Raw genomic sequence first — 26502 nt, 5'->3', positions numbered from 1 at the left:
TGAAATGATGGGGGGATTGATTATTTGAACATTCGCTCGGAACGTGTTCAATCGTTACCACCTTATATTTTTTCACGGATTAATAAACGCAAAAGAACTCCAACAAGAAGGAATGGACATGATCGATTTAGGAATCGGTGCGCCTGACTTTCCAACTCCAGAGTTTATCATTGACGAATTGATCAAAGAAGCTAAAAATCCTAGTAATCATCGTTATTCACCTTATGGTGGATGTCAGGAATTTCGTGAGGCAGTCGCCGAGTTTTATCAGAAACGATACGGCGTCACGCTTGACCCTGACAAAGAAGTTTTAACACTCATTGGATCCAAAGAAGGAATCGCCAATCTCATCTCAGCAGTTCTCAACCCTTCCGATACTGTTATGGTTCCAGATCCAGGTTATCCAGTATATGAATCGGCCATCCATTTAGCTGGTGGCAAGTCACTATATCTACCCTTAGATGCTTCAAACTATTTTCAGCCTAATTTTGAACTAATCCCAGATGAACATTATCAATCCATAAAACTAATGTTATTAAACTATCCGAACAACCCGACAGCGGGGACGTGTGAATTAAATACATTTAAGAAAGCGGTTTCACTTGCGAAACAACATGATTTTGTGATTGCTCAAGATGCGGCCTATGACTTGATGACGTTCGAAGATTACCGGGCACCAAGTTTACTTCAAGTTAATGGTGCAAAAGATGTCGGTGTTGAATTTGGCTCATTATCAAAGAGCTTTAATATGACAGGCTGGCGTATTGGCTATGTCGTTGGAAATCAAGATTTGATTGATGCTCTAGCAACTGTTAAAAGCAATACAGACACGAGTCAATTTTTACCGATTCAAAAGGCCGGAGCTAAAGCTCTTAGAAGTGATTTACAGGCCGTTCACGAAAATAATGCGATCTATGAAGAGCGATTGAATCATGTCATTAGTGCTTTAGATGATATGGGAATCAAAGTCCAAAAGCCAAGAGGTACTTTTTATGTTTGGGCTGAAGTGCCTGAAGGTTTTACATCGATGGGTTTTTCAGAAGAATTAATGGAAAAGACAGGTGTGATCGTAACGCCTGGCAATGTATTTGGAACAAGTGGAGAGGGGTATTTTAGAATCTCCCTTTCTCATCCCAAAGACCGATTATTAGAGGCAGTCAGACGAATGAACGAATTATTGATGGAAGTATGAAATATACATCGATAATAGTGGTCAATAATTGAGGTCCTACCTCAATTAATATTAATAAAATGGAGGGAATCAAGTATGTCTAACGCACTCGTTACAGAAAAAAAGTTGTCTAATTTTATTAACGGAGAATGGGTTGAGTCGAAGCAAGAACAGTTTACGCCAGTTATCAACCCAGCTAATGGTGAAAAATTAATCGATGTTCCGTTATCGAGTAAGGAGGATGTAGATCAGGCTGTAAAGGCGGCGAAGAAAGCTCAAAAGGAGTGGGCCCTCGTTCCGGCACCTCAGCGTGCAGAGGTTTTATATAAAGTCGGATATATGATGAAGGAGCGTAAAGAGCATCTTTCTCAGCTCTTAACGATGGAAAATGGAAAAGTCATTGAAGAAGCGCGCGGGGAAGTGCAGGAAGGTATCGATATGGCGTTTTACATGGCAGGGGAAGGCAGACGTTTGTTTGGACATACAACACCTGCAGAACTAAAAGATAAATTTGCAATGAGTCAAAGGGCCCCTGTTGGAGTCGTCGGAATCATTACACCGTGGAACTTCCCGATTGCGATTGCTACGTGGAAGTCATTCCCAGCTATTGTGGCAGGTAATGCGGTCATTTGGAAGCCGGCAACAGAAACTCCTATGATGGCTTATGAAATGGCGAAAATTTTTGAAGAAGCAGGACTACCTAAAGGCGTTGTGAACGTCGTGTTTGGTGCAGGTTCAGAAGTGGGCGATGCGATGGTGGAACACTCAGACATCCGCGTCATTTCGTTTACTGGATCTAATGATACTGGCCGAATGATTGCAGGTAAGTGTGGTCAGCTTCTTAAAAAAGTATCGCTTGAAATGGGTGGTAAGAACGCAGTCATCGTTATGGATGATGCTGACTTAGACTTAGCGGTTCAAGGAATTATTTGGAGTGCGTATGGTACGAGTGGCCAGCGCTGTACAGCTTGTAGCAGGGTCATCGTGCATGAAAGTGTGAAAGATCAGCTTGAAGAGCGATTACTAGTTGAGATGCAGAAGTTAACCATTGGTGATGGTCTTGATGAACAAAATAAAGTCGGGCCCATTATTAATGAAGCGGGCTTAAGAAAAATCGAAAAATATATTCAAATTGGTAAAGAAGAAGGAGCGAACATGGTAACAGGTGGCATGGTGCTTAATGATGGTGAGTTAAGTAAAGGTTATTATTTTGCACCAACGCTATTTACGGATGTAAAAGCAGATATGCGCATTGCTAAGGAAGAAATCTTCGGCCCAGTACTATCGATTATACCTGTTAAGGATTTAGACGAAGCGATTGAAGTCAATAACGATGTGGCGTATGGCTTATCAAGTTCGATTTTTACTCAGGACATCAACAAGGTATTTAAAGCGCAGCGCGATTTAGACACTGGAATTGTCTACGTCAATGCTGGTACGACTGGAGCTGAGATCCATTTACCATTCGGTGGAACAAAAGGTACGGGTAATGGTCATCGCGACTCTGGCCAAGCTGCACTTGATGTCTTTACAGAATGGAAAGCTGTATACGTTGACTTTAGTGGAAAATTACAACGCGCGCAAATAGACGTGGAATAAACATTAAGCCAAAGGGGGAGTTTGTACGTGAAGGTAGCTGTATTAGGTTCTGGATTAATGGGAAAAGAAGCGGCAAGGGATTTAGTGAATAGTGATGGAGTATTTGAAGTCGGGTTAGCGGATATTGATTTGGCAAGAGCCAATCAAGTATGTGATACATTAAACTCAGATAAGCTAGAAGCATTTCAAGTTGATGCGAGTAATCCTGATGAGCTTGGCAATTTCATGAAACAATACGACGTTACGATTAATGCGTTATTTTATAGTTTTAATGAAATCGTTGCTAAGACAGGAATTGAAGTAGGGACTCACGTGGTTGATTTAGGGGGTCACATCGGCCATATTACAGATAAAGTTTTAGATTTAAATGAAGAAGCTCAAGCAAAAAATGTGACGGTGATACCAGATTTAGGTGTTGCACCGGGAATGATTAATATTTTATCTGGCTACGGTTCTAGTAAGCTCGGTCAGTTGGAGTCAATTCGCCTTTTCGTTGGCGGTATTCCAGTGCAGCCTGAACCACCGCTAGAGTACAATCATGTTTTTTCAATGGAAGGGCTTATGGATCATTACACGGACCCAGCGCTCATCATTCGAAATGGAGAAAAGACAGAAGTTCCGGCATTATCTGAAGTTGAAACGCTTCACATTGAGAGGTTCGGACCACTTGAAGCATTTCATACGTCAGGCGGGACTTCGACGTTGCCTCACTCATTCCCGAACGTAAAAACGCTTGAGTATAAGACGATTCGTTACCGGGGTCATGCAGAGAAGTTTAAATTACTCGTTGATTTAGGCTTAACTCGTCAAGACTTTGAAGTTGATGTTCATGGGCAAAAGGTGAAGCCGAGGGATGTCTTTTTAAAAGTCATTGAACCAATTGTTGAATTAAAGGATCGTGATGATGCGGTACTATTAAGAGTTGTTGTCGGTGGAACGGAACATGGCGTGCCAGTTGAGTACAAATATGAAATGACGACATTTAAAGATCGGGTTAAAAATGTCACAGCCATGGCTCAAGCAACAGCTAACACGATTTCTGTTGTCGCACAAATGATCGGAAACGGTACGATTACGAAGCGAGGCGTCTATCCACCAGAACGCATCGTCCCAGGTCGTGCTTATATTGATGAAATGGGAGCTAGAGGAGTTACGATTAAAGAGAGCCGAAGTGAAACACCGTTAATGACGAAAGCGTAATGGCAATGGGGGTGAGGCAATATAGTCTCATCCTCATCTATACATATCATGATTGAGGGGATTGACCATGAATCAAAGCGTCGTAAAAGCTTTAAAGATTATCGATTTGTTTAACGAGACGACTTCTGAACTATCCTTAAAAGAGATATCGGTTAGGACAGGTCTGCCTAAACCGACTGCCTACCGCATGCTTCAATCACTGGAATCCATGGGCTATGTGATGCGGACGGAAGCTTATGACCAGCGTTATCAGCTTGGGCTGAAGTTTTTAGAGCTTGGTCATTTAGTGTCACATCAATTGGATTTACGGCAAATTGCCAAACCGCTCATGAAACGTTTAGCAGAAGAAATTAACGAAGCGGTTCATTTAGTTGTTGTTCACGGTAATCACGCGACGTACATTGAAAAGGTCGATAGCAATAGAGCACTACGCCTTTATACGAAAGTAGGTAAAAGTTCCCCGCTTTATATCGGTTCAGGCCCCAAGCTGCTTCTTGCTTTTATGAGTAAAGATGAACAACTTACTCGGCTAAATGAGCTGAACAATCATCATAAAAATCCCTAATTGAGGAGCTGGCCTCCATTAGGCTGCAAGGCTATGCCCAAAGTGAGGGTGAACAAGATGTTGATACAACGGGTTTGTCCTATCCACTCTATGACCATAAAAGAGAAGTGGTAGCTGCCTTGACGGTAAGCGGCCTTTCAAGTCATTTTGAAGGTGAAAATCTTGAGTGGATTAAGTTACAAATGAAGCAAGCCTCAGAAGAAATTTCGCGGTGTTTAGGCTACTCGCCAAGTGTGGTGCAAAGATGATGCTATATACAAAGTTCCTCCATTTTTTAGCTGTGTCAAAATGCTTCGCTTTCCGCAGACACGGCTTTAACTTCACCAAACTCACTCCTGTTCGTTTGGCGTGATTTTCAGCTCGTGTTGTTTCTGCTGGAGTCTCAGCATTTTGACTGCTTAGGATCAACTTATAATTGATCTTAAAATCAATCAGCTACATTTTGTCTCACCCATGTATCAATTTTATTTTATAAATTACAGTAAATTCCCCCCCAAAAAACAGAACTCCATAATGGGAGTCCTGTTAGTCATCTATTTAACCTCTTCTAATTCAAACGGCCAGGCCGGAAGCATTTTGTTTAATGGTTTATCCTCACGCTCACCTAACACATAATTAGCCTGCATGACCGTATGAATCTCGCGTGTGCCCTCATAAATAACAGGTGCCTTCGAGTTACGTAAATAACGTTCAACTGGATACTCATCAGAAAAGCCGTAAGCTCCATGAATTTGTACAGCATCATCAGCTGCTTGATTCGCAAAATCACAGGCTTGCCATTTAGCCAGCGATACTTCGCGTGTATTTCGCTTGCCTTGATTTTTAAGCTCACCAACTCGGTAAACAAGCAGACGGCTCATTTGAAGGCCTGCTTCCATTTTAGCAAGCATTTGCTGAACTAACTGATGTTGTCCAATTTCTTTTCCAAACGTTTTTTCGTTCATGACAATACTTCACGCTAGCTTCTAAACAAGCCTCAATTAAACCACACGCTCCAGCTGCCACTGTAAAACGGCCATTATCAAGAGCAGACATCGCAATTTTAAAGCCTTCACCTTCTTCTCCAAGTAGGTTTTCTTCCGGAACATATAAGTGATCGAAGAAAATTTCACCCGTATTACCGGCACGTATTCCGTGTTTGCCTTTAATGGCTTTAGAGGAAAAGCCTGGCATCGTACGTTCAACGATAAATGCTGAGATTCCTTTATGCTTTTTACTTTTATCTGTATATGCAAACACTAAAAGTGGTCGGCCTGATCGCATAGGGAAATCCATGTCTTTTGTCCGTTTAAAACATAGTAGCTGCCTTCTTTAACAGCGGTTGTTTGCATGGATGCGACATCCGAGCCTGCTCCTGGTTCGGTTAAGCCATAAGCTCCTATTTTTTCACCTTTCGCTTGAGGCGTTAAATACTTTTGCTTCTGCTCTTCAGTTCCCCATTGCAAAAGCGTTAAGCTATTCAGCCCTGTATGTACCGAAACAGCTGTTCTAAAGGTCGTGTCCCCACGTTCTAACTCTTCACAGACAATTGCAAGAGAATTGTAGTCCATTCCGCTTCCACCATATTCTTCTGGGATGCACACTCCCATAAGGCCCAGTTCCGAAAGTCTAGTCCAAATGGCTGGATCAAAAGCACCTTCCCGGTCCCATTTTTGAATAAAAGGATTAATCTCTTTGTCAACAAATTGTTTCGTCGTTTGGCGTAACATGATTTGTTCATCGGTAAAATCAAAATTCATCCGTCATTCCTCCTTCGTTAAAAAGCCAGTCTTTACCCGGGAAAAGGAGTAAAAACTGGCATCTCATCTGTTGCATCAAACCATGCAGGTCAGTGCCAGATGCAATTATGCTAAAAGTGTTCAGAGGAAGGGATCTCCTCTACATATATAATTATAGATTATTCCGAATATTTTGTAAATGTTAAATAGAAATTTATAAACATATACAAAATCGAACAATCATAAAAAATCGTTGATATCTAGAGAAGTAAGCTGCTCAATTTTTTAAGTCTATAAGTGAGTGTATTACGGTGAATATATAAACTTTTAGCAGCCCGGCTCACATTCATCTGGTGGTCACAGTATTGGACGAAGCATTTCGCAAGCTCTACAAAATCCTCTCGATTGATAAAATTTGAAAAAAAGTTCTCGAAGTAATCCCATGTTTCTAGATTAATATCTTCTGGTATAAGCTTGGACAGTACCTCCCAGTTGTGGTAATGATAAATTTCTCCTGAAACGTTGTATCGATGAGCGAGTCGAAACAACTTTTCAGCTCGTTGGTATGATTGATGTAGTGTATAAAGTGAATGACTTACTGTTCCTGCAGAAAAACAGGTGGGAATTTGTAAATCACTTAAGCACTGCTGACATTTAGATGCTTGATAATGGAAGGTGCTCGCAAATTGGTCTATATGTTTGTCTGAAACAACTGATTTCCATAAGACTAGCTTTTCATAACTAATAAATGTACAAAGATCATGTTTGGCATGAAAGAAATCTCTAACGATAGACGTAATCTCGAGCTTTTTTGTTCAATTGGGGTAAGAGTTTGTTCAGCATAATAGATAATCGGACGATTCAGCGTGATGATGACGACGATACGCTTTTGCTCGATCGAAATCTTTAAATCACTAGCGTATTGCCTTGTCTGTTCTGTGTCTAGCTCATTATTTAATAGAACATACTGGGCAAATCGTTCAATTGTATGGGAGTATAATGAATCTTGTTGTGATTGATAGATTTCTTTCCAAAGCATTTCGACATAGTTTTTGAGTAACAGAGCATAAGGTTCAACTTCTTCAGGGTCACCGATAATACCTAATACTCCAACTGTTTTATAGCCGAACGTTAACGGCACGGCAATACCAGGCAGGACATTGTCATACTGTTTAACCGTCTCTTCATCGAATTTAACGGGTTTTTTTAAGCGAAATGACTTTCTTTGAAGGTGAGTGGATGGTACCAATTCGTTCTTGATTTGATCTCCGATAATTTTACCGTGTTCGTCCGTTAGACTAATAGGAAATGGAGATTGTTTTGAAATCGCTTTCACAATCTTTTGTGCAGACTGCACTAAGCCTTCGATCATAACCACCTCACTTATATGGTCTCTTTCTCAATCTATAACATTCTATTAACTTGTCATCGCAAAAATTCGAGCTCATTTTCTGTTAAAAATCAACATAGAAATCAAAATAATTAACGTGTAAGTTTAATATAATCAGAAAATTCAGTTTAACGCAAGGGGGCTTACGATGAATCAGAAGAGTGATCTTATTATTATAGGTGGCGGCGTTATTGGGTCAAGCATTGCTTATCATTTATTAAAAGATGGTTTTCAAGGTGACATCACGATTTTTGAAAAAGATCCTGTCTATGAATTCGCAGCCACACCAAGAAGTGCAGGTGGAATTAGGCAGCTTTTCACAACCGAGATTAATGTCAAAATTAGCCGCTATAGTCTACAAAAATATAAAACGTTCCCCGAAGATATGGCAGTAGGTGGAGAAAAAGCCAAAATAGATTTTAAACAAAGAGGTTATTTATTTTTAGCTGAACATGAAACTCTTAGTGAATTAGAAAAGCAAGCCAAGCTTCAGCAGAAATACGGCGTGCCTTCGGAGCTATTAACCCCTGAGGAACTTAAAAACATTATTCCAGAAGTGAACACGCATGACCTAACAGGTGGTTTATACTGCGCTGAAGATGGCTACCTGGACCCTTATTCTGTGATGCAGGGTTATGTGAAAAAAGTTAAAGAATTAGGTGGTCAATATGTACAAGATGAGATTTATTCCGTAAACAAAGAGAAAGGCCATGTAACAGGCGTCGTAACTAAAGACGGTATGATTTACTCTGCACCAATCGTGATTAACAGCGCTGGGGCGTGGGCTCAAATCATTAGTGAAAACAGTGGATACCCACTTCCGATCGTTCCATTAAAAAGGCAAATCATTCAGTATGATATTGCTGAACCATTAGAGAAACCATTGCCATTAACCGTAGACCCTACAGGTGTTTACTTTAGGCATGAAGGAGACAGTTTGATTACAGGTTATTCTGAAAAAGTAAAACCTGGTATCGACTTTACGTGGAAGCGGTCATTCTTCGAAGAAACGTTGTGGCCGATTCTAGCAAACCGCGTTCCTAATTTTGAACGAGCTAAAATTATAAGCGGCTGGGCTGGGATGTACAGTCATAATACTAAAGACCAGAATGCCATTATTGGAGAGCATCCTGAATTGAAAGGTTATTATCTTGCTTGCGGATTTAGTGGACACGGGATGCAGCAAGCACCAGCAGTCGGGCAGGGGCTCGCGGAGTTAATTATAAACGGCCGATATGAAACCATTAATCTATCACCTCTTAAGTTTGAGAGATTTAAGACGAATGAATTGGTCATTGAAGGAGCCGTTGTTTAAAGGAGGATGTCCAATGAAGTATTTAAATGAAACGGATATTTGGAAGTGCGTCACGATGACGGATGTGATTGATTCGATTGATGAAGCGTATTGGCAATATGAGGAAGGGAACTTTAAGATGCCCACAAGATCTCAAATTCCTGATGGTGACAATACGTTGATTTTAATGCCTTGCATTTCGAGTGCAAGTATTGGAACAAAATTAGTGACATCGTTTCCTCACAATCAAACTCATCCAACACTTCATAGTTTAGTCATTTTAAATGATAAAGATAATGGGTCTATACAAGCGATGATGGACGGGGCTTTTTTGACTGGACTAAGAACGGGTGCGATTGGTGGTTCTGCTGTTCGTCACTTAGCTAAACCAGTTGTTAAAACACTAGCTGTGGTTGGAACAGGTGTACAAGGATATTATCAAACTCTAGCAGCATGCTCAGAACGGGATTTTACGGATATTTATTTTTATAATCGATCATTACATAAAGTCCCTGATTTCATTGAACAACTCAGGCCTCATTTAAATCCAGAAACTCGACTTCATATTTGTTCGACAGTTGAAAATGCCGTTCGTGACTCAGATGTCATCATTACGGCGACAACTTCTAAAACACCCGTCTTACCAGAAGATGAATCACTGTACTATGGCAAGTTGGTCATAGGTGTAGGATCATTCCAGCCGGCGATGCAAGAGTTTCCAAATAGCTTATTTAGGTCAGCACAAGCTTATTATATAGATTCTCACGATGCAAAAAAGAATCAGGGGATGTCATTAATCCAATTAAACATGGCACCATTCATGAATCCCAGATCCAAATTTTTCCGCAGTTATTAAAAACGGTATTCAATCCAATCAACTGAATTACGAAGAAGGGAGTGTGATCTTTAAGTCCACTGGTATGGCATTGTTTGATGTCGTATGCGCGTCAGATATATATGAGCGTGCTAAAGAATTAAACGTTGGTACGGAATTATAAAATTGGAGGGATACGATGGGGATTATAATAACCGAGTTTATTATTTATTGTTTGATTATACTGGGGATTGGTTACATCTATAGTAAACAAAGTAAGACGCAAAATGATTTCCTGCTTGGTGGTAAAAAACTTCCTGGCTGGGCACTTGCCTTTTCTGAACGTGCAACTGGGGAGTCTGCATGGTTGCTTTTAGGATTTACAGGATTCGTATTTGCTTCAGGACTTTCAGGAGTCTGGGTAGCTGTCGGAATTGCACTTGGTATTATCTTTGCTTGGTTATTTTTAGCGAAAAATTTATGGAAGAAACAGACAAGTATAACGCACTCACGCTTCCCGATTACTTAGCGAAACGATTTGGTCAGAAGGCAAAATTAATTCGCTGGCTAGCTGGTACCTTAATTGCAGGTTTCTTAATGTTCTATGTAGGAGCGCAGATGGCCGGGGCCGGGAAAATGTTCTTAATCACGTTTGATTTACCTCCGACTGTTGGAATCGTCATTGCAACGGTCATTATCATTTTAATTGCTTTCGGTGGAGGATTCATTTCAGTCGTATGGACAGATATGATTCAAAGTGTCATGATGGTCATCACGTTAGTCGTTTTACCGATTCTGGCTTTATTTTATATTAATGCCAATGATTTATCGATTTCACAATCATTACAAACAGCAGGAAGCTCATTTGATTCGTGGTTTGGCGGATTAACTGGCTTTTCTTTAGGTGTTTTATTCTTTAGTAATTTTGCCTGGTTCTTTGGTTTTTTAGGTGGGCAGCCGCAGTTGAGCGCTCGTTTTATGGCACTAAAGAATGAAAAGGAAGTACGACAGGGGACCATCGTTGCGATTGTCTGGACAATCCTCGCTTATGGTGGTGCCTTTATGATTGGGATTACCGCTATCGCAATGTATCAGCAAGGGTCTTTTGCCGATGTTGAAACAATACTTCCTACTATGATTCTTCAGTTAACGCCTAACTGGATTGCTGGGTTACTATTAGCCGGGATTTTGGCCGCCATTATCACAACAGCCAACTCGCAGCTATTAGTTGTCACAGGGTCGGTTAGTGAAGACATTATTCATAAAGCATTAGGCTTTAAGCTAACAGAAAAACAACTTCTATGGCTATCACGTTTTTCAGTTTTAGTGTTCGGTATTATTGGAATGGTCATTGCGTTAGTTTCTGATTCGTTATTATACCTTGTTGTTAGCTGGGCGTGGGCCGGCGTCGGATGTACACTTTCACCAGCCATATTGATGACCTTCTTCTGGAAAAAGTACTCGAGTGCAGGCGTGATCGCAACGATTTTAGCCGGTCTAATTTCAACGATTGTTTGGATCAGCACGCCACTAGAAGAAATGATGACATCCCGTTTTACAACGTTCTTCATTGCAGCAATATTCGGGATTTTGTTCAGTTACCTTATGCCAGATGAGAAAGAGGAAACTGACGCTGCTCAGAATGTATCGTAAGAGGGTGCTTACGGCAAGTTTTGAGTGATTAACGTCAAGTTTGCAAAAAAAGCACGGATCACTTCGTCATCGAGTGTTCCGTGCTTAAATTATTTAATAGCAGAAATTAAAATTTTCCTCAATAAAAAAGATAAGGCATCTGGCAACTCTTCTAGCCCTTGGACTAACAAATGCTCACGACCATAAATATTCTTCATGAGTAATTCTTCGACTTCCGTTATCGGATCTTCAGATAAGAAAACTCCAATGACATCGAGACCTTTCTTGCGCGCATTAAGTACGGCATCGTGTGTGTCGATGATACCATTCTCACTGTAGTTGTAAGCGGATGGTTCACCATCTGAGAAGACTAATAGCACTTGATGCTCTGCTTGATACTGCATGAGTTCTTCAGCTGCCACCCTAATACTGAACCCATCCCGGTTATCTTCTTGCGGCTCTAGTTGCAATATTTCAGGTCCTGACTTAGGATTGAGAGAGTCATGTTGATGAATGACTTTATGAAAATAATTAGGCTGCTGTGCATCGTCTGATTCAAATCCGTCTTCCCAAAATCCAATAATGCTATGAGGGATTTTTAGCTCTTTTAAAACTTCATGGAATAAAACAGTGGCTTTTTTAGTTTCTGCCATTTTGTTCATCATGGAGGCAGAGCAGTCAATTAGTAACGTGAACACGGCATCAATGTCTTTCGACTTCTGATCTTTCTTATAAAAAACTCTTGGGTCATCATCAATGATTAATGGCAGTAATTGTTTTTTAGATAACCTGCCCGATATGAGGTGGTTTCTCGCTGCATTTTGCTTATGCTCAAGCGCCTGGTCAATCGTTCGCTTTAGCTTTAGTTTTTCTGCTTGAATCTCTTTGACAATCTCTTCGTATTGATGAACGTCATCAACGGATGGCGTAGAAGGGTCTACGTCTTGCTTCGTGGCTTTGAGATGATCCTTTCCATAACGCCCCGTTTCTCCAGACTTTTGCTGTTTCTTTTCATCTAAGTTTTCTAAATCAGAATAATCATATTCTTGGCTTTCAGACGAGAAGCCTTGCACAATCGCCATGGCTTGATCGCCTTCTTCAGTTTCGCGTGCCCCGTCACCTAATATATTCGATTTCGTCCCTTGATCAAGCTCATATCTTAGGAAGCTTTGCGACCTATCGCTATTTTCATTTTCACGATGCCAAGTAGAAAACTTCTCATCTATGACTTCGTCTTGGTCATTAACATCCTCTTGGTCATCATTTGAAAGTGAATCCGTTCTCGTTAGTTCATCAAACAATAAATTATTTTGAAAATCGGCTTCATGTTTAATTGGCATAACAAAATAACGGTTCACAGCATCCTGATAATCCGCTTGAATCATCGTAATCATTTTCATCGTTAAATTTACAATATCACGTGTCGATTTCGCTTCAAATGACTGAAAAAGGTAGGGCTGTAGTTGCTCTAAAGTATTTCTTTGCTTTTGATTCGCATTTGGAAACGACTCGAAAGGTGAATTTGACGTTAACTTTAGATAAATCATACAAAACAATTCGTCTGTCGGGTAATTACGCGTGACATTTGTTTGCAATTGTGTTTTAAAATAACGTCTGTAGGCCTGATGTCGTGTTTGGAAAAATGAAACTGTGCCAACACGCGTTTTTCGAATAAATTCTTCTAATCTCAAATCTTCTAATAACGTAAAAAGCTCTGTTGCGAAATTAGGAATGGATGACTCTTCAATAAATTTGTTAAACTCATTAACATCCTTCAAATTAGTTTGTGTCATTGTCCCTAGGGCTCTAAGCCAAACGTCGGTTTTATACCCCGCATGTCGTTCTTCCTCACTAAAATAATCCCAAAAGTGGCTTGCTGAAATCTTTCGGTCTTTAACATTAATATAGTGACCATATTGGTAATCAAACTCCAGGTCAGGAACTTTTGATAAAACAGAGGCTAAGTCCTGTAGCTCAGTAAAACGTTTCGCATCGACAATCGATTTATCAAACTTCATAAGAACCTCCTATGATCCAAACAACATATCAGCTAAGTTTCGAACAACATCTTTTTCTCGATCATCTTCTAATTTATCTGTAATGGCGCGTTTAATCGCGCGCTTAGGTGGAATCATTTCGCTTAAATCACAAGCATCAAGTAACGCACGAATACTAGCCGCATCCTCTGAAACTTTGCCTTGCTCAGTTGCCGAAATCAGATCTTGTGATAACTGAGCAAACTGGTTAATGAGTTTGTCGTCGTTTAAATTCGTATGATCTTTAATGAGACTTTTAAGTTGTTCACCTTGAAGGTACGAGACATCAATAACAATGAAGCGGTTTTTAAGAGCTTCGTTTAAACGTGTCGTTCCGATATATCCTTCGTTTATCGCGGCAATGACATTAAAGCCTTCTTTAGCTTTAATCACTTCGTTTGTGAGTGGGTTGGTTATCTGGCGGCGGTAATCGAGCACGCCATTAATCACGGGAAGAGTCTCAGGCTTCGCCATATTAATTTCATCAATATATAAAAAGTGACCATTTTTCATCGCTTGAACGAGGGGACCAGGCACAAAATCAATCACCTGTTTGCCATCTTTATAGTCAATCGTTTTAAACCCGACAAAACTTTCAACATCTAAATCCACTGAGCAGTTCACGCTAAATAGTGGTTGGTTGAAGAGGGCTGATAAGGTCTCAGCAAGCTTTGTTTTACCTGATCCAGTTGGTCCCTTGAGTAAGATGTTTTTTCCTTGAGCGATGGCGACAATTAAGTCAATGAGCACATCTTGATTTTGCGGGATATAGCCGCCATTTCCAACCAGGTGGTCAAAGTCCGTTTCATTCGTTAGCTTATATTGATCAATCAATTTTGTTATGTTCTGTGGTAAATCTTTAGTAATATCCATATCGACTTCTCTCACTCCTGTACGTCAGTCTACCCGAATTGTACTATACAATGGTGCTTCAGGCGAAATCTTACACTTTATTACTTCGGTTTCCGTGATATAATGTAGTCAGACAAAAGGGGAGGAATGGATATGAGAAAGGACCTGCGCTTTCGGATTGCTCATCGTGAAGCGCTCATAGGTGTCGTGCTGGCCTTGATTAATATCCTCTGGTGGTACGGCTTTGCATATGGATTAGGTAGTAAGTCTCCTGAAGAATATACATATATATTGGGATTTCCAGCATGGTTCTTCTGGAGTTGCATCGTTGGTTTTCTCGTAATGGTTGTACTTGTCATCTTAACGGTTAAATTTTTATTAACAGATGTTCCTCTAGATGACGGGGAGGAGGAACAGACAGAATGAATTGGGATGTTTTAATACCTTTATTAGCTTTCTTAGTTCTTATTTTTCTTATTGGAGTTTGGTCGAATAGAAAGTTAAAAGAGTCGAAGTCATTTTTAAGCGATTACTTTATTGGAAGCCGTGAACTCGGAGGCTCGTACTCGCCATGACCATGGTGGCTACATACGGAAGTGCTTCGAGCTTCTTAGGAGGTCCAGGGGCAGCTTATAGTATTGGACTTGGCTGGGTGCTCCTTGCGATGACGCAGGTTGCAACAGGGTATTTTGTTTTACTTATTTTAGGTAAAAAATTTGCTATCGTCACAAGACGCTATAATGCCGTTACGTTAACGGACTTTTTAAAAGGACGATATGAAAGTAAAACAGTTGTGATTCTTGCTGCTGCAAGTATTATGATCTTTCTGTTTTCAGCTATGGCAGCGCAGTGGATTGGTGGGGCTTATTTAATTCAATCAATCACCGGTTTGAGCTACATAGGTGCGTTATTTATATTTGCAGTTGCGGTACTTATTTACGTGATTATTGGAGGCTTCCGTGCCGTATCCATTACCGATACGCTACAAGGGATCGTGATGTTTTTCGGAACGTTGTTGTTATTAATTGGTGTTGTGATTGCTGGCGGAGGCCTCGATCAAATATTCACTGATTTAAGAACGGAAAACCCTAATTTAGTGACGCCTTATGGTCATGACGGGAATTTATCAGCTCTCTATGTGTCCTCATTTTGGATATTAGTGGGAGTTGGAGTTGTCGGACTTCCGCAAGTTGCTGTCCGTGCGATGTCATATAAAGATTCGCGTTCCATGCACAGAGCGTTAATAATTGGGACGATTGTTGTTGGGTTTATTATGTTAAACATGCACTTAATCGGTGTATTCGCAAGGCCTGTTCTACCAGGGATTGAAGTAGCCGATCAAGTCATCCCGCTGATTGCACTTGAGGTCCTGCCTGGATGGTTGGCTGGAATCGTTCTAGCTGCACCACTCGCAGCGATTATGTCGACGGTTGATTCACTGTTACTCTTGGTAAGTTCTTCCGTGGTGAAGGACGTGTATATTAATTACGTCAAACCTGAAGCGACTCGAAAGCACGTTGAGAAAGTAAGTTTTGGAGTGACAGCTGTGATCGGTATCATCGTGTTTCTAATGGCCATCCAGCCGCCTGACTTTATTATTTTCTTAAATTTATTTGCGTTTGGCGGACTTGAAGCGGCCTTTATTTGGCCAGTCGTGTTAGGGCTTTATTGGAAGAGGGGAAATAAGTACGGAGCAATTGCCTCAATGATCGCAGGTATAAGTTCGTATATGGGTATTCATTTTTATAATGAAGCCTATGGCAACTTATTAGGCGTTCACACGGTGACACTACCTGTTTTTATTTCGTTAATAGCATTCGTTTTAGTTAGTTTAATAACCAAACATCGCGTTAATCCAGTTAATGCGATTTAATTAGGAGAACTTTTGCGTTGTAACGCAAAAGTTTTTCGCTTTTTGGGACACTTTGTATGCGTTTTGGGACATAATCGCCTTTGATTAGGAATCGAATTTTGTCGAAACGGGGTATCGGGCTTCATTTATGAGACAATGAGGTCCGTTTATAGGACATTGCCCTCAAAATATGAGACATTTGAACATGAAAAACCCGCGATTCGCTCGCGGGTCTGACTTTCAATCAATTATTTTGCATAACTTCATCGATTAAACCGTATTCTTTAGCTTTTTCAGCTGACATGAAGTTATCACGATCTGTATCGCGTTCAACAACTTCTAATGGCTGACCAGTACGTTCAGAAAGAATCTGGTTTAGTTTCTCACGCATTTCAACAATACGTTTTGCGTGGATTTGGATATCAGCAGCTTGACCTTGAGTTCCACCTAATGGTTGGTGAATCATTACTTCACTGTTAGGCAGACCATAACGTTTTCCAGGCTCACCAGCTGCAAGTAGGAAAGCACCCATAGATGCTGCCATACCTACACAGATAGTTGATACGTTTGGCTTGATGAACTGCATCGTATCGTAGATTGCCATACCTGCGGTGATAGAACCACCAGGTGAGTTAATGTATAAGGAAATATCCTTCTCTGGATCTTCAGCTGCTAAGAATAACATTTGCGCAACAATTGAATTTGCAACGTTGTCATCAACTGGACCACCTAGCATAATAATGCGGTCTTTAAGTAAACGAGAGTAAATATCATAAGCACGTTCTCCGCGGTTCGTTTGTTCAATAACTGTAGGAATTAAATTCATTCTCATTTCCTCCTTCTACAACCTTAATTATTTCTACACTTTTATCTTACCCTTTGGTCAATAAAGGTCAAACAAAATAAATCGTAGATATACACAAACAATTTTCCCATTAAAATAAGGAAATAAAACGTGTCATATTTTATTTATATGTACTTGAAAGTATGCTTGAATTATAACCAAAGTAGAAGTATAATTACAAATGCATTTCAAATTGACTTTGCCCTCGTGGTGTAACGGATAACACATAAGATTCCGGTTCTTACGATGGGGGTTCGATTCCCTCCGAGGGCGTAAAATAAAACCTAATGAATAGCCTAAGTTCTTTATAGAATAGAGAATTTAGGCTATTTTTTGTTTGTGATACTGAATCATATAATTTATTAAATTAATGGTTTTTCATGATCAAATAAATCCAAAACTATAATTTATCGTAAAAACTACTATTTTTAAAGGTATTATTGATGTGTACTTATAATAGATAAAGTAGAAGTAAAAGTCTCAATAATTAAACTGAATGATAGTCTATAAACTCGTTGTAAATAGATAAAATTATCCAACATTATTTTGAAAGGAGGTACATTGAATATGAAAGTAACACGAATTGATCATGTGGGTATCATTGTTAATGACCTTCCTGTAATGAAAAAAATTCTTCCTTAACTTTGGTCTTGAGTTAATGGGTGAAGGCGAAGTGGAAGGTGAATGGGTGGAGCGAATCATCGGTATTCAAGATGTTAAAGAAGAAGTTGTTATGCTAAGGACACCAGATGGAGAAGCGAATATCGAACTAGTAAAATTTTATAACCCTAAGGATGAAAATGGCATCCAGAAGCCTTTGGCCAATACGTTAGGCATCAGGCATATTGCTTTTGCAGTTGAGAATATTGAAGCTATTGTTTCTAAAATTGAGAGTGAAGGTGCAACTCTCATAGGTGAAATACAAAATTATAAGAACTCTTATAAACTTTGCTACATTCGTGGGCCAGAAGGAATTATCTTAGAATTAACTGAGGAAATCAAATAAATTAGAACCTCAAAAAATCTAGGTCTAAAAACTTCAAACTATTATTTTATAGTTTATAAGAATCCTAATATTAATAAAGTATTCCTTGGCAGGAATATTGCTATAATCGTATATTCCTTTTGTGAAATATTAATCTTAACGTAGTAGGTGAAATTTTTGTGGTATCTACAAGATTATCTTAAGGATTCTCAATAAAAATCTAGGAGGAATTAAAATGGGAACTCAGGTTGAATTAACTCATACTTTCAATGCTCCACGTGAACTGGTGTTTAAGGCATTCACCGAATCAGAACATCTACAAAATTGGTGGGGACCAGAGGGATGGGTGTTTCAAGTTGCTAAAGCGGATTTCCGTCCAGGCGGTGTCTTTCATTACAGTCAGAAACCTGTTGACGGTGATGTAATGTGGGTGAAATTTGAATACAATGAAATGATTGTACCAGAAAAACTCATTTATACGAGTTATTTTTCTGATGAAGAAGGTAATGTTGTTCGGGCACCTTTTAATGAAAACTGGCCACTTAAAATTAAGAATACCTATACGTTCCAGGAGCTTGATGGAAAAACGATCCTTATGATGACAGGAACTCCAGTTTCTGCAACTGAAGAAGAGATTAAAACCTTCAAACTATCACAAAAAAATGTTTAAAGAGGGGTTTTCAGGAACCTTTACCCAGTTAGAAAATTATATGTCAACAAAGTCAATATAATAAGGAGGTCTTTATTTGAGTACACCAAAAATTATTATAGCTGGATGGTATACAGTCGAACCGAGTAAACGTGACGAAGTTGTTAAGGCGCATGAAGATTTAATGAACCGTGCAAGGCAAACTCCTGGATGTCTTGATCTAGCTATAACTGCTGACCTGGTTGACCCTGCACGAATCAACAATTTTGAATCATGGGCATCAGAAGAAGCACTACAAGCATTTCGTAAAGTAGCAAATCCCCCCGAAACAGATCGCCCCAATCTTAGAAATGGAAATGTCGAAGCATCACATTAATAAGACTGAACCTCCATTCTAAATAACTAATTGATATAAGAAGAAGGTTATAACAGTGGCCGAAAATAACATGTAACATTTATGTCTAATAATCGTCTATAAACTAAACAAAAGAATTTGGGGAATAATCATGTTTAAAAAAATAAGTGTTTGGTTTTTATTCACCTTATTATTAGTCAATCTATGGTCTGCACCATTAGCTCACGCAGCAGATTCAATTACTACAACTGATGTTGACGAATACGTTAAACAATATCTGGATCAAAATGGGTTACCTGGCGCTGCCGTTGTCATTGTCAAAGACGGTGAGTTAATTTATGAAAAAGGTTATGGTCATGATTCTGAAGGTAACCAACTGACCGCTAATACTAAAATTGGTTTGGCTTCAGGAACGAAACCGTTTACTGCATTCGCGGTATTACAACTAGTCGATGAAGGTAAGGTTGAATTAGATGAACCTATAACCAGTTATCTATCAAATCTAACCATTTCAGATAATCGGTGGGACCAGGTGACAGTAAGGCACCTTTTAAGTCATACATCTGGTTTGCCTAATCCCACCATTGTTGGGCCGGCTTTTACACTTAAAGAGGGCGTTGAACGTTTGCAAAACTGGGAATTAAAAACGGATCCTGGTGAAAATTATTTTTATAGTAATGCAAATTACTGGGTTTTAGCTTATTTGGTCGAGCAAGTTAGCGGAGTGTCATTTAATGATTATTTAACTGAAAATATTTTCTCACCACTTGAGATGAGAGACTCCATATCGTTAGTAAACTCAGGTGATATTTATCATGAAACTAGTATTCCTCAAGGTTATGTCACGCTATATGGTACGGCGATGCCATGGACAGAGCTTGAGAAAATGTTTAGTGGTTCGGGAAGTATTTTTACAACCGCTCATGATATGGGCAAATGGTTAGCCATGCACACGAATAGTGGCAAAGCGGCTGGTGGGGACCCATTATTATCACAAAGTTTACTCGAAGAATCATATGCATCACAAACAAAATAATCGCTATGGATTAGGTTGGTCACTAAGTACGTCAGGTACAAAACCACCACGAATTTCTCATAGTGGTTCTATCTCTACATTTCAATCACAACAAGATATCGTTCCAAGTAGTGGCTATGCTGTCGCCGTCTTACTTAATAGCTTCACTCCAACGTTCGAGCATGCTTATGAGATTAGCTCTGGCATTATTAATATAACTGAAGGAAACCAACCAGAAGTAGGGACGTCTTTACCTAAGGTCGCTGATTTTTCACTCGGTTTTTTAACAATACTTTATTTGGTATTAGGTATTAGAGGCATCTTTCGAAGTAAAAAGTGGACTGTTAAACGGTTAAAGCACCCTATTTGGAGATATGGTTTTCGCTTAATACCTCAAGCTTTACCAGTAGTGTTAATAGGTTGGTTACTTTTTATAGTTCCGACACTTCAGAACAACAGCTCAACTACACTGGATGCATTTGGACTATTCCCAGCAGCTATGATTCTACTGGTAGTAGGTTTTATATTTGGATTGATTCTAACGGTTTTAAGAATTTTTTTATCGAATAAAACTGAACTAGTTAATATTGTATCGAAAATGGCATTTAAATATAATTATTAAATATTCCTTGACAAGAATATTCCTTATAAGGAATAATATAATTAACTACTAGAATACACTTTAATCATCCTTTGATTTGGAGGTGGCCAATAAAGTGCTGAGTGATTGTTGAATATTTGGATGTAAAAAACTTTGAGTAGGAGCTGATCAACATGAACGAACAAACATTTAGTGCACTAGCAGATTCTAATCGATTGGATATTATTGATTTATTACTAAAAGAGCCACAATCAGTCGGAGAAATCGCAGAGAAACTTGAACTCAACCAACCTCAGACATCAAAGCACCTTAAAGTATTAAATGAAGCGGGGCTTGTTGAAGTTCAACCTGAGGCCAATCGTCGAATTTATAAATTAAAAGCAGAATCGTTTCAGGAAATAGATCGATGGCTCGACTCTTACCGTAAGATGTGGGAAGCACGTATGGATCGGTTGGATGATTATCTAGATGTATTACAAGGGAAAAAACCTTTGAATTAATTTATTAATGGAGGCGTTATGATGTCAATTCAAGATGTTAGTTCAAGAGTAGAAGGAGATCGAGTCTTAATACTCGAGCGTACATTTGGGGCACCGCGTGATCTTGTATTTAAAATGTTTAAAGAACCTGAACACCTTAAGCATTGGTGGGGCCCTGTTGGCTGGGAGTTACCTTATTGTGAGATTGATTTTCGACCAGGTGGGACCTGGCATTATTGTATGAAGTGTGTTGATCGAAATCAAGGAGACTATTACGGCATGGAATCTTGCGGCAAAGCCATTTACAAAGACATCATAGAGCCAGAAATGATTGCATATACAGATTATTTTTCAGACGTTGATGGGAATATCGATGAGGAATTACCGGCTTCTGAGGTCGTAGTGGAATTTATTGACTTAGGGGATGAAACGAAACTGGTTAACCGCGTAGAATATGCGTCTGCAGAAGGACTCAATACGGTCATGGATATGGGTATGCTTGAAGGTATCGCGCAAACTTGGGATCGTCTCGAAGAACGCCTAGCGAAAGTAAAATCTTAGGAGGCATTAATTTATGATGAATCAAAAGATTGTACCGCACTTATGGTTTGATGACCAAGCAATCGATGCGGCAGAGTTCTATACGAATATCTTTCCGGATTCAGAAATTACTAGTTTATCTACCGTTAACGATACGCCATCTGGAGATAGCAGTATAGTTTCCTTTGATTTAGCGGGTTTTTCGTTTATGGCTATAAATGGTGGGCCGCATTTTAAATTTAACCCCTCCATTTCGTTTATGGTTAATTTTGATCCTTCTAAAGATGCTAATGCTGAAAAAAATTTAAAGTGGCTATGGGATCAGCTTGCAGAAGGCGGAACTCCACTTATGGAATTGCAAGAATATCCATTTAGTAAGCTTTATGGTTGGATTCAGGATAAATATGGTCTGTCATGGCAATTTATTTTAACTAATCCAGAAGGTGAAGAACGTCCATTTATCATTCCATCAATGATGTTTGTTCAAGATATGGCTGGCAGAGCAGAAGAAGCGAGCGACTTTTATCTTTCAGTATTTAACGATACAAAGAGAGGATTAATCGCTCGTTATCCAAAAGGTATGGAACCAGATCAAGAGGGAACAGTGATGTTTACTGATTTTATGCTTGAAAATCAATGGTTTGCAGCTATGGACAGCGTACAAGAACATGACTTTAAATTTAATGAAGCTATTTCACTTTTAGTTAAATGTGAGCAACAGGAAGAAATAGATTACTATTGGGGGGAAGCTTTCTACGGACCCTTCAGCAGAACAATGCGGTTGGTTAAAGGATTCTTACGGGGTCTCTTGGCAAATATGGCCCGAAGTGATGGGTGAAATGTTGTCTAAGGCAGAAGGTGAACAAAAAGAACGATTAACCAAAACGTTTCTTCAGATGAAGAAATTTGATATTGAAAAATTAGAAGAAGCTTATCAGGGAAATATTTAAAACAGGCACCAGTCAACTTTGTTGGCTGGTGTTTTAATGTCTTTTATATAGAGCCAATAAAAAAAGATTAGGTGTTATGTTAATATTTAATATAAATACTATCGCTTTAATAGAAGGGGTTATGGATTAATGCCAATAGATAATCTTAGTAGTCTGAGTCGGGATTTAAGGGAAATCGAGAGAGAGTTTAAAGCGAAAATTGAACCTCATCGTTCAGATTTATGGGGATATTGTTATAACCTTACCAAATCTCCCTGGGATGCGGAGGACTTAGTACAAGATACTCTACTAAAATCCCTCTCTGTACTTGCTAAACTTTATCAACCTGTTAAGTCGAAATCTTATTTATTTAGAATCGCCACCAACTTATGGATTGACCAAATAAGAAAGAATAAGCTGACTTATAACCCTTTAGATGAACAGAATGTAATTGATGAGTCATCCGAAAATGATCTTCATTTAATTGAAAACTTAGAAGTTTTGATGAATATTTTATCTCCTACTCAATATGTCAGCCTAATTCTTACTGAAGCGTTTGGTTATAAGGGGAAAGAAGTGGCAGAAATTATAGGTACTACAGAAGGTGCTATACATACTAATTTAAGTAGAACCAGAAGTAAGCTAGAAAAGTATAATGCCAAAATTACAGATATAACTACTCAAAGATCTCACGTTGAGAAAGTTAAACCTGACCACACTATAAATATAATGCTCGAAGGTTTCAGAAATAAGGATACCACTTTAATATCCTCAATATTAGATGAAAATATAGTTACAGATATAACACATTCTGGAATAGAATTTGGAATTGAAGAAACTAAGAAAAATTCTTTAAGCGATTGGAAGGAAATTGTTCACAACCAAGAGACAATCGTGGCCGAGTATAAAATGCTATGGGGTCGTCCAGTTATTGTTGAGTTAGAAAGGAAGTTAGATAATCAACTATATTTAAACAATGTTCATTACGTTGAATTCAGTGAGGGGAAAGTAACTTATTGGAAGTTTTATTGTTTCGCTTGGGACTTGATGAAATTGGCCGCTAATGAATTAGAAGTTAAATTAAATGCAAAATATTTCTACAATATTTTTTAAAATACATGTAAGGTTTTCAAACCCAATCTCGTTTTATATAGTGAACCCTTTGAAAGGGAGCATATAAAAGGAGAGTGGGAAAATAATGATTAGCCCAATTAAAAACCAAATAAACACAATCTTTGTCCATGTAAGTGATTTAGAAAGGTCGGTTAAATGGTATTGCCAATTACTTAACCAAGATTATAACCTTTCTACAGTTTCGAAGCCGGTGTATAATGTGCGAATTAACGATTATACAGGTTTGACATTAGATGCAGGACCATCAGGAGAAATAAAAACAGTAGCGCCCTCACCGTATCCGTTGTTTAATTTCCATACTGATAATATTGATGAATCATATGAATACGTGAATAGCCTGGGTTTTAAAAATCTATCTAGCATCATAAGATTTCAAGATTTTTCATATTTTACAGTCAGTGATCCAGATGAAAATATAATCATGATATGTACAGGATAAGATAAATAATAAACAAATAACCTCCATCTTAATGTTTATTGTTGATATTAGGTAAAAAAGAACTTCCATAAGTATGGGAGTTCTTTTTCGTAAATTGTCTTTTTAATCTTCTAACAACCTACCTGCACACCCTATTACGATAATTAACCAACTGCTTTCCGTATATGATGTTCTGTTATCTTCCAATGTGATGTATTCCATAAAATTTGTTGTTTATCAATGAGGAGGATTTGAGGGGATTTATGAGGAATGTTTGTGTCATCTGCAATCTCATTGGATATTCTTCTGTTTTCAATAATCTTCACCATATAGCAATCTATTTTATCTTCCTCTGCCCTTTGGAAAGACTTTAGGTGCTTAAAAGCTCTAGCACTGATTAAACAAGATGTGCTATGTTTATAGACCAATATTGGAGAATTCATCGAATAATTCCATGCATTTCGCCAATCTTCAAGTGATGTCAGTTCATTAATAGTCTCCATTTTTATTCCCCCATTAAGTCTAATAAGACAATTTCCTACCTATTACTCCGATTGTCTAAAATGGAACCGAAGACTAAACCCAACACGATACCGACAGGAATACTAATCGCTACTTGATTAATAGCTACTCCTACGCTTGTGCCAACCGCTACACCAAGAACAATTCCTAATCCACGGTACGATAATTTTCTCATAATAATGTCTCCTTTTGTTAAAATGTATTGGTCCATACACCCAAAAATATCCTTACATTATACGATTTTAAACTGTATACGATACATAAATTTCCCACCTTACATTTGTTAGGTTGCATATTAAATATTACGGCACCATTACTAGAATAATGAAATTACTTTTATACAGTAAACTTTGATCACCTAATTGTATCATATGTATTTTGTATTAAATTACCTTTAATTCAAGTCGTTCATTGTCAATTCATTTCTCTGGTGTTGGATAATTTCCAATATTTGTAACCAAACAAGGTGAATTTCAACTTTATATTTAGAAAGGAGAAAATGTTTATAGATATTCCTATAAGGTAAATAATTATAAAGACCAAAAAAGGAGGGGTTTTCGTGGAAGATCGTGTGAATTATCTTGTGAACTGGATGCAAGATTACGTGGATAAAGCAGGAGCTAATGGAGTCATCGTTGGTGTAAGTGGCGGGATTGACTCTGCTTTAGCTGCAGCACTCATAAAACGAGGTTTCCCTGAAAATTCTTTGGGTGTGATTATGCCGATTGGAAAACCAGTTGACGAGCAGCCAGATGCTTTAGAGCTGGTTAAGAAAAAAGACCTTACCTATTATGGTATTGAGTTAACGAAAGCATACGATGCACAACTAATTTTAATTAAGGAAGCTTTAGCTGACCAGTGGAGTAAAGATACAGAACAAATGGTGAGTGCGAACTTAAAAGCAAGAATTCGTATGAGCACCCTGTATGCAATAGCTCAAAATTTGGTTATTTAGTAATTGGTACTGGAAATAAAGCAGAAACGTATACTGGATATTTTACTAAATACGGAGACGGCGCATCAGATTTAGAGCCTCTTAAGAACTTAACAAAAGGTGAGGTCTTTGACATGTCAGAATATCTTGGCGTGCCTAATGCGATATTAAATAAAAAGCCAAGCGCCGAGCTTTGGGAAGGACAAACGGACGAGCAAGAAATGGGTGTCTCATATGCACATATAGACTCGTATTTAAAAGGTGAAGAAATCCCTAAAGATTCAATGGATGTGATTGAGCAGCTACACAAACAAACGGAGCATAAACGGAATATTGCTCCAAGTCCTAAACCATATAAAGGGTGAAGTTCAATGGGAAACCATAAGAAAACAGCTCTTCTAATTATAGATATGATTAATCGAATGGATTTTGAAGGGGCAGAGGATCTTTATAACAATACAATTGACATTATTGATCCAATGTTAGAACTTAAGCATTTAGCTAAACAACATGATCTGCCCGTGATTTATGTTAATGATAATTTCGGAATGTGGAAGGAAAACCATGACGAGTTGATTGATTATTGTTTGGAAGGCATGGGTCAAGAATGGATTAAGAAGTTACATCCTGAAGATGATGACTTTTTTATTTTCAAACCAAAACATTCTGGTTTCTACGGTACACAGCTTAAATTATTGTTAGAAGATTTAGATGTGAATCACCTTATTTTAACGGGGATCGCCGGTGATATGTGCGTGTTATTTACGGCAAAAGATGCTTATCTTGAAGGGTGTTCTTTGTGGGTACCGCAAAACTGTATGGCATCTGAAGACACATTTTATAACGATGCTGCCTTACACATTATTCATCGTTTAACACATTGTGATATTTCAGAGTTTACTGGGGAGCTACCAGAACATGAGTAGGGAATAAACGATCAAACTAGAGAATAAAACTGACAAAGTAGCGAAAAA

At 38.7% G+C, this 26502-nt stretch carries 27 protein-coding genes, 1 tRNA gene and 5 pseudogenes; 24 read left to right on the top strand and 9 right to left on the bottom strand.

Annotated features, from left to right (window positions below):
• Positions 1–118: 118 nt before the first annotated feature.
• From JCM13188_RS01680 to JCM13188_RS20220, 5 genes are all read left to right on the top strand, one after another.
• Entirely contained in the window at positions 119–1192 is a 1074-nt protein-coding gene (locus tag JCM13188_RS01680) for an aminotransferase class I/II-fold pyridoxal phosphate-dependent enzyme (protein ID WP_369404769.1), read from the top strand.
• A gap of 75 nt (positions 1193–1267) precedes the next feature.
• The gene (locus JCM13188_RS01675; RefSeq protein ID WP_054751671.1) at positions 1268–2770 is read left to right on the top strand and encodes an aldehyde dehydrogenase family protein; all 1503 of its coding nucleotides are present in this window, start codon (positions 1268–1270) and stop codon (positions 2768–2770) included.
• A gap of 27 nt (positions 2771–2797) precedes the next feature.
• A complete protein-coding gene (locus tag JCM13188_RS01670; RefSeq protein ID WP_054751669.1) occupies positions 2798–3970 on the top strand; it encodes a saccharopine dehydrogenase family protein in 1173 nt (390 codons plus the stop codon).
• Between the two features lie 67 nt (positions 3971–4037).
• A complete protein-coding gene (locus JCM13188_RS01665; RefSeq protein WP_369404768.1) occupies positions 4038–4535 on the top strand; it encodes an IclR family transcriptional regulator in 498 nt (165 codons plus the stop codon).
• Positions 4535–4783, top strand: a complete 249-nt coding sequence (locus JCM13188_RS20220; protein WP_369404783.1) for an IclR family transcriptional regulator domain-containing protein — start codon at positions 4535–4537, stop codon at positions 4781–4783. Before JCM13188_RS01665 ends, JCM13188_RS20220 begins: the two co-directional genes overlap by 1 nt.
• 285 nt (positions 4784–5068) lie before the next feature.
• Here JCM13188_RS20220 and JCM13188_RS01660 read toward each other — a convergent pair.
• From JCM13188_RS01660 to JCM13188_RS01655, 3 genes and pseudogenes are all read right to left on the bottom strand, one after another.
• Positions 5069–6274 (bottom strand): annotated as a pseudogene (locus JCM13188_RS01660) (acyl-CoA dehydrogenase family protein).
• 239 nt (positions 6275–6513) lie between these two features.
• Positions 6514–6801, bottom strand: coding sequence for a helix-turn-helix domain-containing protein (locus JCM13188_RS20215; protein WP_369404767.1), 288 nt, complete (start codon positions 6799–6801; stop codon positions 6514–6516).
• A gap of 179 nt (positions 6802–6980) precedes the next feature.
• Positions 6981–7625 (bottom strand): sugar diacid recognition domain-containing protein, encoded by a 645-nt coding sequence (locus tag JCM13188_RS01655; protein ID WP_054751667.1) that lies wholly within the window; start codon positions 7623–7625, stop codon positions 6981–6983.
• 166 nt (positions 7626–7791) lie between these two features.
• Here JCM13188_RS01655 and JCM13188_RS01650 point away from each other — a divergent pair, with 166 nt between their 5' ends.
• The 3 genes and pseudogenes from JCM13188_RS01650 (at position 7792) to JCM13188_RS01640 (ending at position 11404) form a co-directional block, all read left to right on the top strand.
• Positions 7792–8958, top strand: a complete 1167-nt coding sequence (locus tag JCM13188_RS01650) for an NAD(P)/FAD-dependent oxidoreductase (protein WP_054751665.1) — start codon at positions 7792–7794, stop codon at positions 8956–8958.
• A 13-nt stretch (positions 8959–8971) separates the two neighbouring features.
• Positions 8972–9793: an ornithine cyclodeaminase family protein gene (locus tag JCM13188_RS01645; RefSeq protein WP_054751662.1), complete on the top strand. Its 822-nt coding sequence runs from the start codon at positions 8972–8974 to the stop codon at positions 9791–9793.
• 157 nt (positions 9794–9950) lie between these two features.
• Positions 9951–11404 (top strand): annotated as a pseudogene (locus tag JCM13188_RS01640) (sodium/proline symporter).
• Positions 11405–11493: 89 nt separating this feature from the next.
• Here JCM13188_RS01640 and JCM13188_RS01635 read toward each other — a convergent pair.
• Both JCM13188_RS01635 and JCM13188_RS01630 read right to left on the bottom strand, forming a co-directional pair.
• The gene (locus JCM13188_RS01635; RefSeq protein WP_054751660.1) at positions 11494–13401 is read right to left on the bottom strand and encodes a nitric oxide reductase activation protein NorD; all 1908 of its coding nucleotides are present in this window, start codon (positions 13399–13401) and stop codon (positions 11494–11496) included.
• A 9-nt stretch (positions 13402–13410) separates the two neighbouring features.
• Positions 13411–14292: an ATP-binding protein gene (locus JCM13188_RS01630; protein WP_054751658.1), complete on the bottom strand. Its 882-nt coding sequence runs from the start codon at positions 14290–14292 to the stop codon at positions 13411–13413.
• 126 nt (positions 14293–14418) lie between these two features.
• Between JCM13188_RS01630 and JCM13188_RS01625 the strand changes: the two genes are divergently transcribed.
• Both JCM13188_RS01625 and panF read left to right on the top strand, forming a co-directional pair.
• The gene (locus JCM13188_RS01625) at positions 14419–14697 is read left to right on the top strand and encodes a YhdT family protein (RefSeq protein WP_054751656.1); all 279 of its coding nucleotides are present in this window, start codon (positions 14419–14421) and stop codon (positions 14695–14697) included.
• Positions 14694–16144 (top strand): annotated as a pseudogene (panF, locus tag JCM13188_RS01620) (sodium/pantothenate symporter). The gene JCM13188_RS01625 and the pseudogene panF overlap by 4 nt, the downstream one beginning before the upstream one ends.
• Before the next feature lie 223 nt (positions 16145–16367).
• Here panF and clpP read toward each other — a convergent pair.
• On the bottom strand, positions 16368–16949 hold the full coding sequence (gene clpP, locus JCM13188_RS01615; RefSeq protein ID WP_054751654.1) for an ATP-dependent Clp endopeptidase proteolytic subunit ClpP: 582 nt from the start codon (positions 16947–16949) through the stop codon (positions 16368–16370).
• Positions 16950–17168: 219 nt separating this feature from the next.
• Between clpP and JCM13188_RS01610 the strand changes: the two genes are divergently transcribed.
• The 12 genes from JCM13188_RS01610 to JCM13188_RS01565 all read left to right on the top strand — a co-directional run bounded on the left by JCM13188_RS01610 (position 17169) and on the right by JCM13188_RS01565 (position 24093).
• Positions 17169–17240: transfer RNA gene (locus JCM13188_RS01610), tRNA-Arg, on the top strand.
• A gap of 385 nt (positions 17241–17625) precedes the next feature.
• The gene (locus JCM13188_RS01605; protein ID WP_369404766.1) at positions 17626–17973 is read left to right on the top strand and encodes a VOC family protein; all 348 of its coding nucleotides are present in this window, start codon (positions 17626–17628) and stop codon (positions 17971–17973) included.
• Between the two features lie 214 nt (positions 17974–18187).
• Complete coding sequence (locus JCM13188_RS01600; protein ID WP_279401236.1) at positions 18188–18622, top strand: SRPBCC family protein; 435 nt, start codon at positions 18188–18190, stop codon at positions 18620–18622.
• 76 nt (positions 18623–18698) lie between these two features.
• Complete coding sequence (locus JCM13188_RS01595; RefSeq protein WP_054751652.1) at positions 18699–18977, top strand: putative quinol monooxygenase; 279 nt, start codon at positions 18699–18701, stop codon at positions 18975–18977.
• Between the two features lie 130 nt (positions 18978–19107).
• Complete coding sequence (locus JCM13188_RS17475; protein WP_279401235.1) at positions 19108–19992, top strand: serine hydrolase domain-containing protein; 885 nt, start codon at positions 19108–19110, stop codon at positions 19990–19992.
• Positions 19973–20593, top strand: coding sequence for a hypothetical protein (locus JCM13188_RS17470; RefSeq protein ID WP_279401234.1), 621 nt, complete (start codon positions 19973–19975; stop codon positions 20591–20593). The genes JCM13188_RS17475 and JCM13188_RS17470 overlap by 20 nt, the downstream gene beginning before the upstream one ends.
• Positions 20594–20745: 152 nt before the next feature.
• The gene (locus JCM13188_RS01585) at positions 20746–21072 is read left to right on the top strand and encodes an ArsR/SmtB family transcription factor (protein ID WP_054751651.1); all 327 of its coding nucleotides are present in this window, start codon (positions 20746–20748) and stop codon (positions 21070–21072) included.
• Positions 21073–21093: 21 nt separating this feature from the next.
• Positions 21094–21612 (top strand): SRPBCC family protein, encoded by a 519-nt coding sequence (locus JCM13188_RS01580; RefSeq protein WP_054751649.1) that lies wholly within the window; start codon positions 21094–21096, stop codon positions 21610–21612.
• Positions 21613–21625: 13 nt separating this feature from the next.
• The gene (locus JCM13188_RS01575) at positions 21626–22429 is read left to right on the top strand and encodes a VOC family protein (protein WP_369404765.1); all 804 of its coding nucleotides are present in this window, start codon (positions 21626–21628) and stop codon (positions 22427–22429) included.
• Positions 22323–22541, top strand: a complete 219-nt coding sequence (locus JCM13188_RS20210; protein WP_369404782.1) for a VOC family protein — start codon at positions 22323–22325, stop codon at positions 22539–22541. The genes JCM13188_RS01575 and JCM13188_RS20210 overlap by 107 nt, the downstream gene beginning before the upstream one ends.
• 129 nt (positions 22542–22670) lie before the next feature.
• Positions 22671–23633: an RNA polymerase sigma factor gene (locus JCM13188_RS01570; protein ID WP_054751647.1), complete on the top strand. Its 963-nt coding sequence runs from the start codon at positions 22671–22673 to the stop codon at positions 23631–23633.
• Positions 23634–23718: 85 nt separating this feature from the next.
• A complete protein-coding gene (locus tag JCM13188_RS01565; protein ID WP_054751646.1) occupies positions 23719–24093 on the top strand; it encodes a VOC family protein in 375 nt (124 codons plus the stop codon).
• A 143-nt stretch (positions 24094–24236) separates the two neighbouring features.
• Here JCM13188_RS01565 and ytxJ read toward each other — a convergent pair whose 3' ends face one another.
• The 3 genes and pseudogenes from ytxJ to JCM13188_RS21630 all read right to left on the bottom strand — a co-directional run.
• A complete protein-coding gene (gene ytxJ / locus JCM13188_RS01560; RefSeq protein WP_279401233.1) occupies positions 24237–24575 on the bottom strand; it encodes a bacillithiol system redox-active protein YtxJ in 339 nt (112 codons plus the stop codon).
• Positions 24576–24610: 35 nt separating this feature from the next.
• Positions 24611–24769, bottom strand: coding sequence for a glycine zipper domain-containing protein (locus JCM13188_RS01555; RefSeq protein WP_279401232.1), 159 nt, complete (start codon positions 24767–24769; stop codon positions 24611–24613).
• A 179-nt stretch (positions 24770–24948) separates the two neighbouring features.
• A pseudogene (locus tag JCM13188_RS21630) lies at positions 24949–25063 on the bottom strand (IS1595 family transposase); the annotation flags it as partial.
• A 90-nt stretch (positions 25064–25153) separates the two neighbouring features.
• On the opposite strand from JCM13188_RS21630, the pseudogene nadE reads away from it, so the two are divergent.
• Both nadE and JCM13188_RS01545 read left to right on the top strand, forming a co-directional pair.
• Positions 25154–25893: pseudogene (nadE, locus tag JCM13188_RS01550) on the top strand (NAD(+) synthase).
• Between the two features lie 6 nt (positions 25894–25899).
• The gene (locus JCM13188_RS01545; protein ID WP_054751640.1) at positions 25900–26454 is read left to right on the top strand and encodes a cysteine hydrolase family protein; all 555 of its coding nucleotides are present in this window, start codon (positions 25900–25902) and stop codon (positions 26452–26454) included.
• Positions 26455–26502 lie beyond the last annotated feature (48 nt).

It is taken from the genome of Piscibacillus salipiscarius JCM 13188 (genome assembly GCF_001311865.1).
In the GTDB taxonomy this organism is placed as follows: domain Bacteria; phylum Bacillota; class Bacilli; order Bacillales; family Alkalibacillaceae; genus Piscibacillus; species Piscibacillus salipiscarius.
Note: the sequence above shows the minus strand (reverse complement) of the source record. Positions and strands in the feature narration are given on the sequence as shown.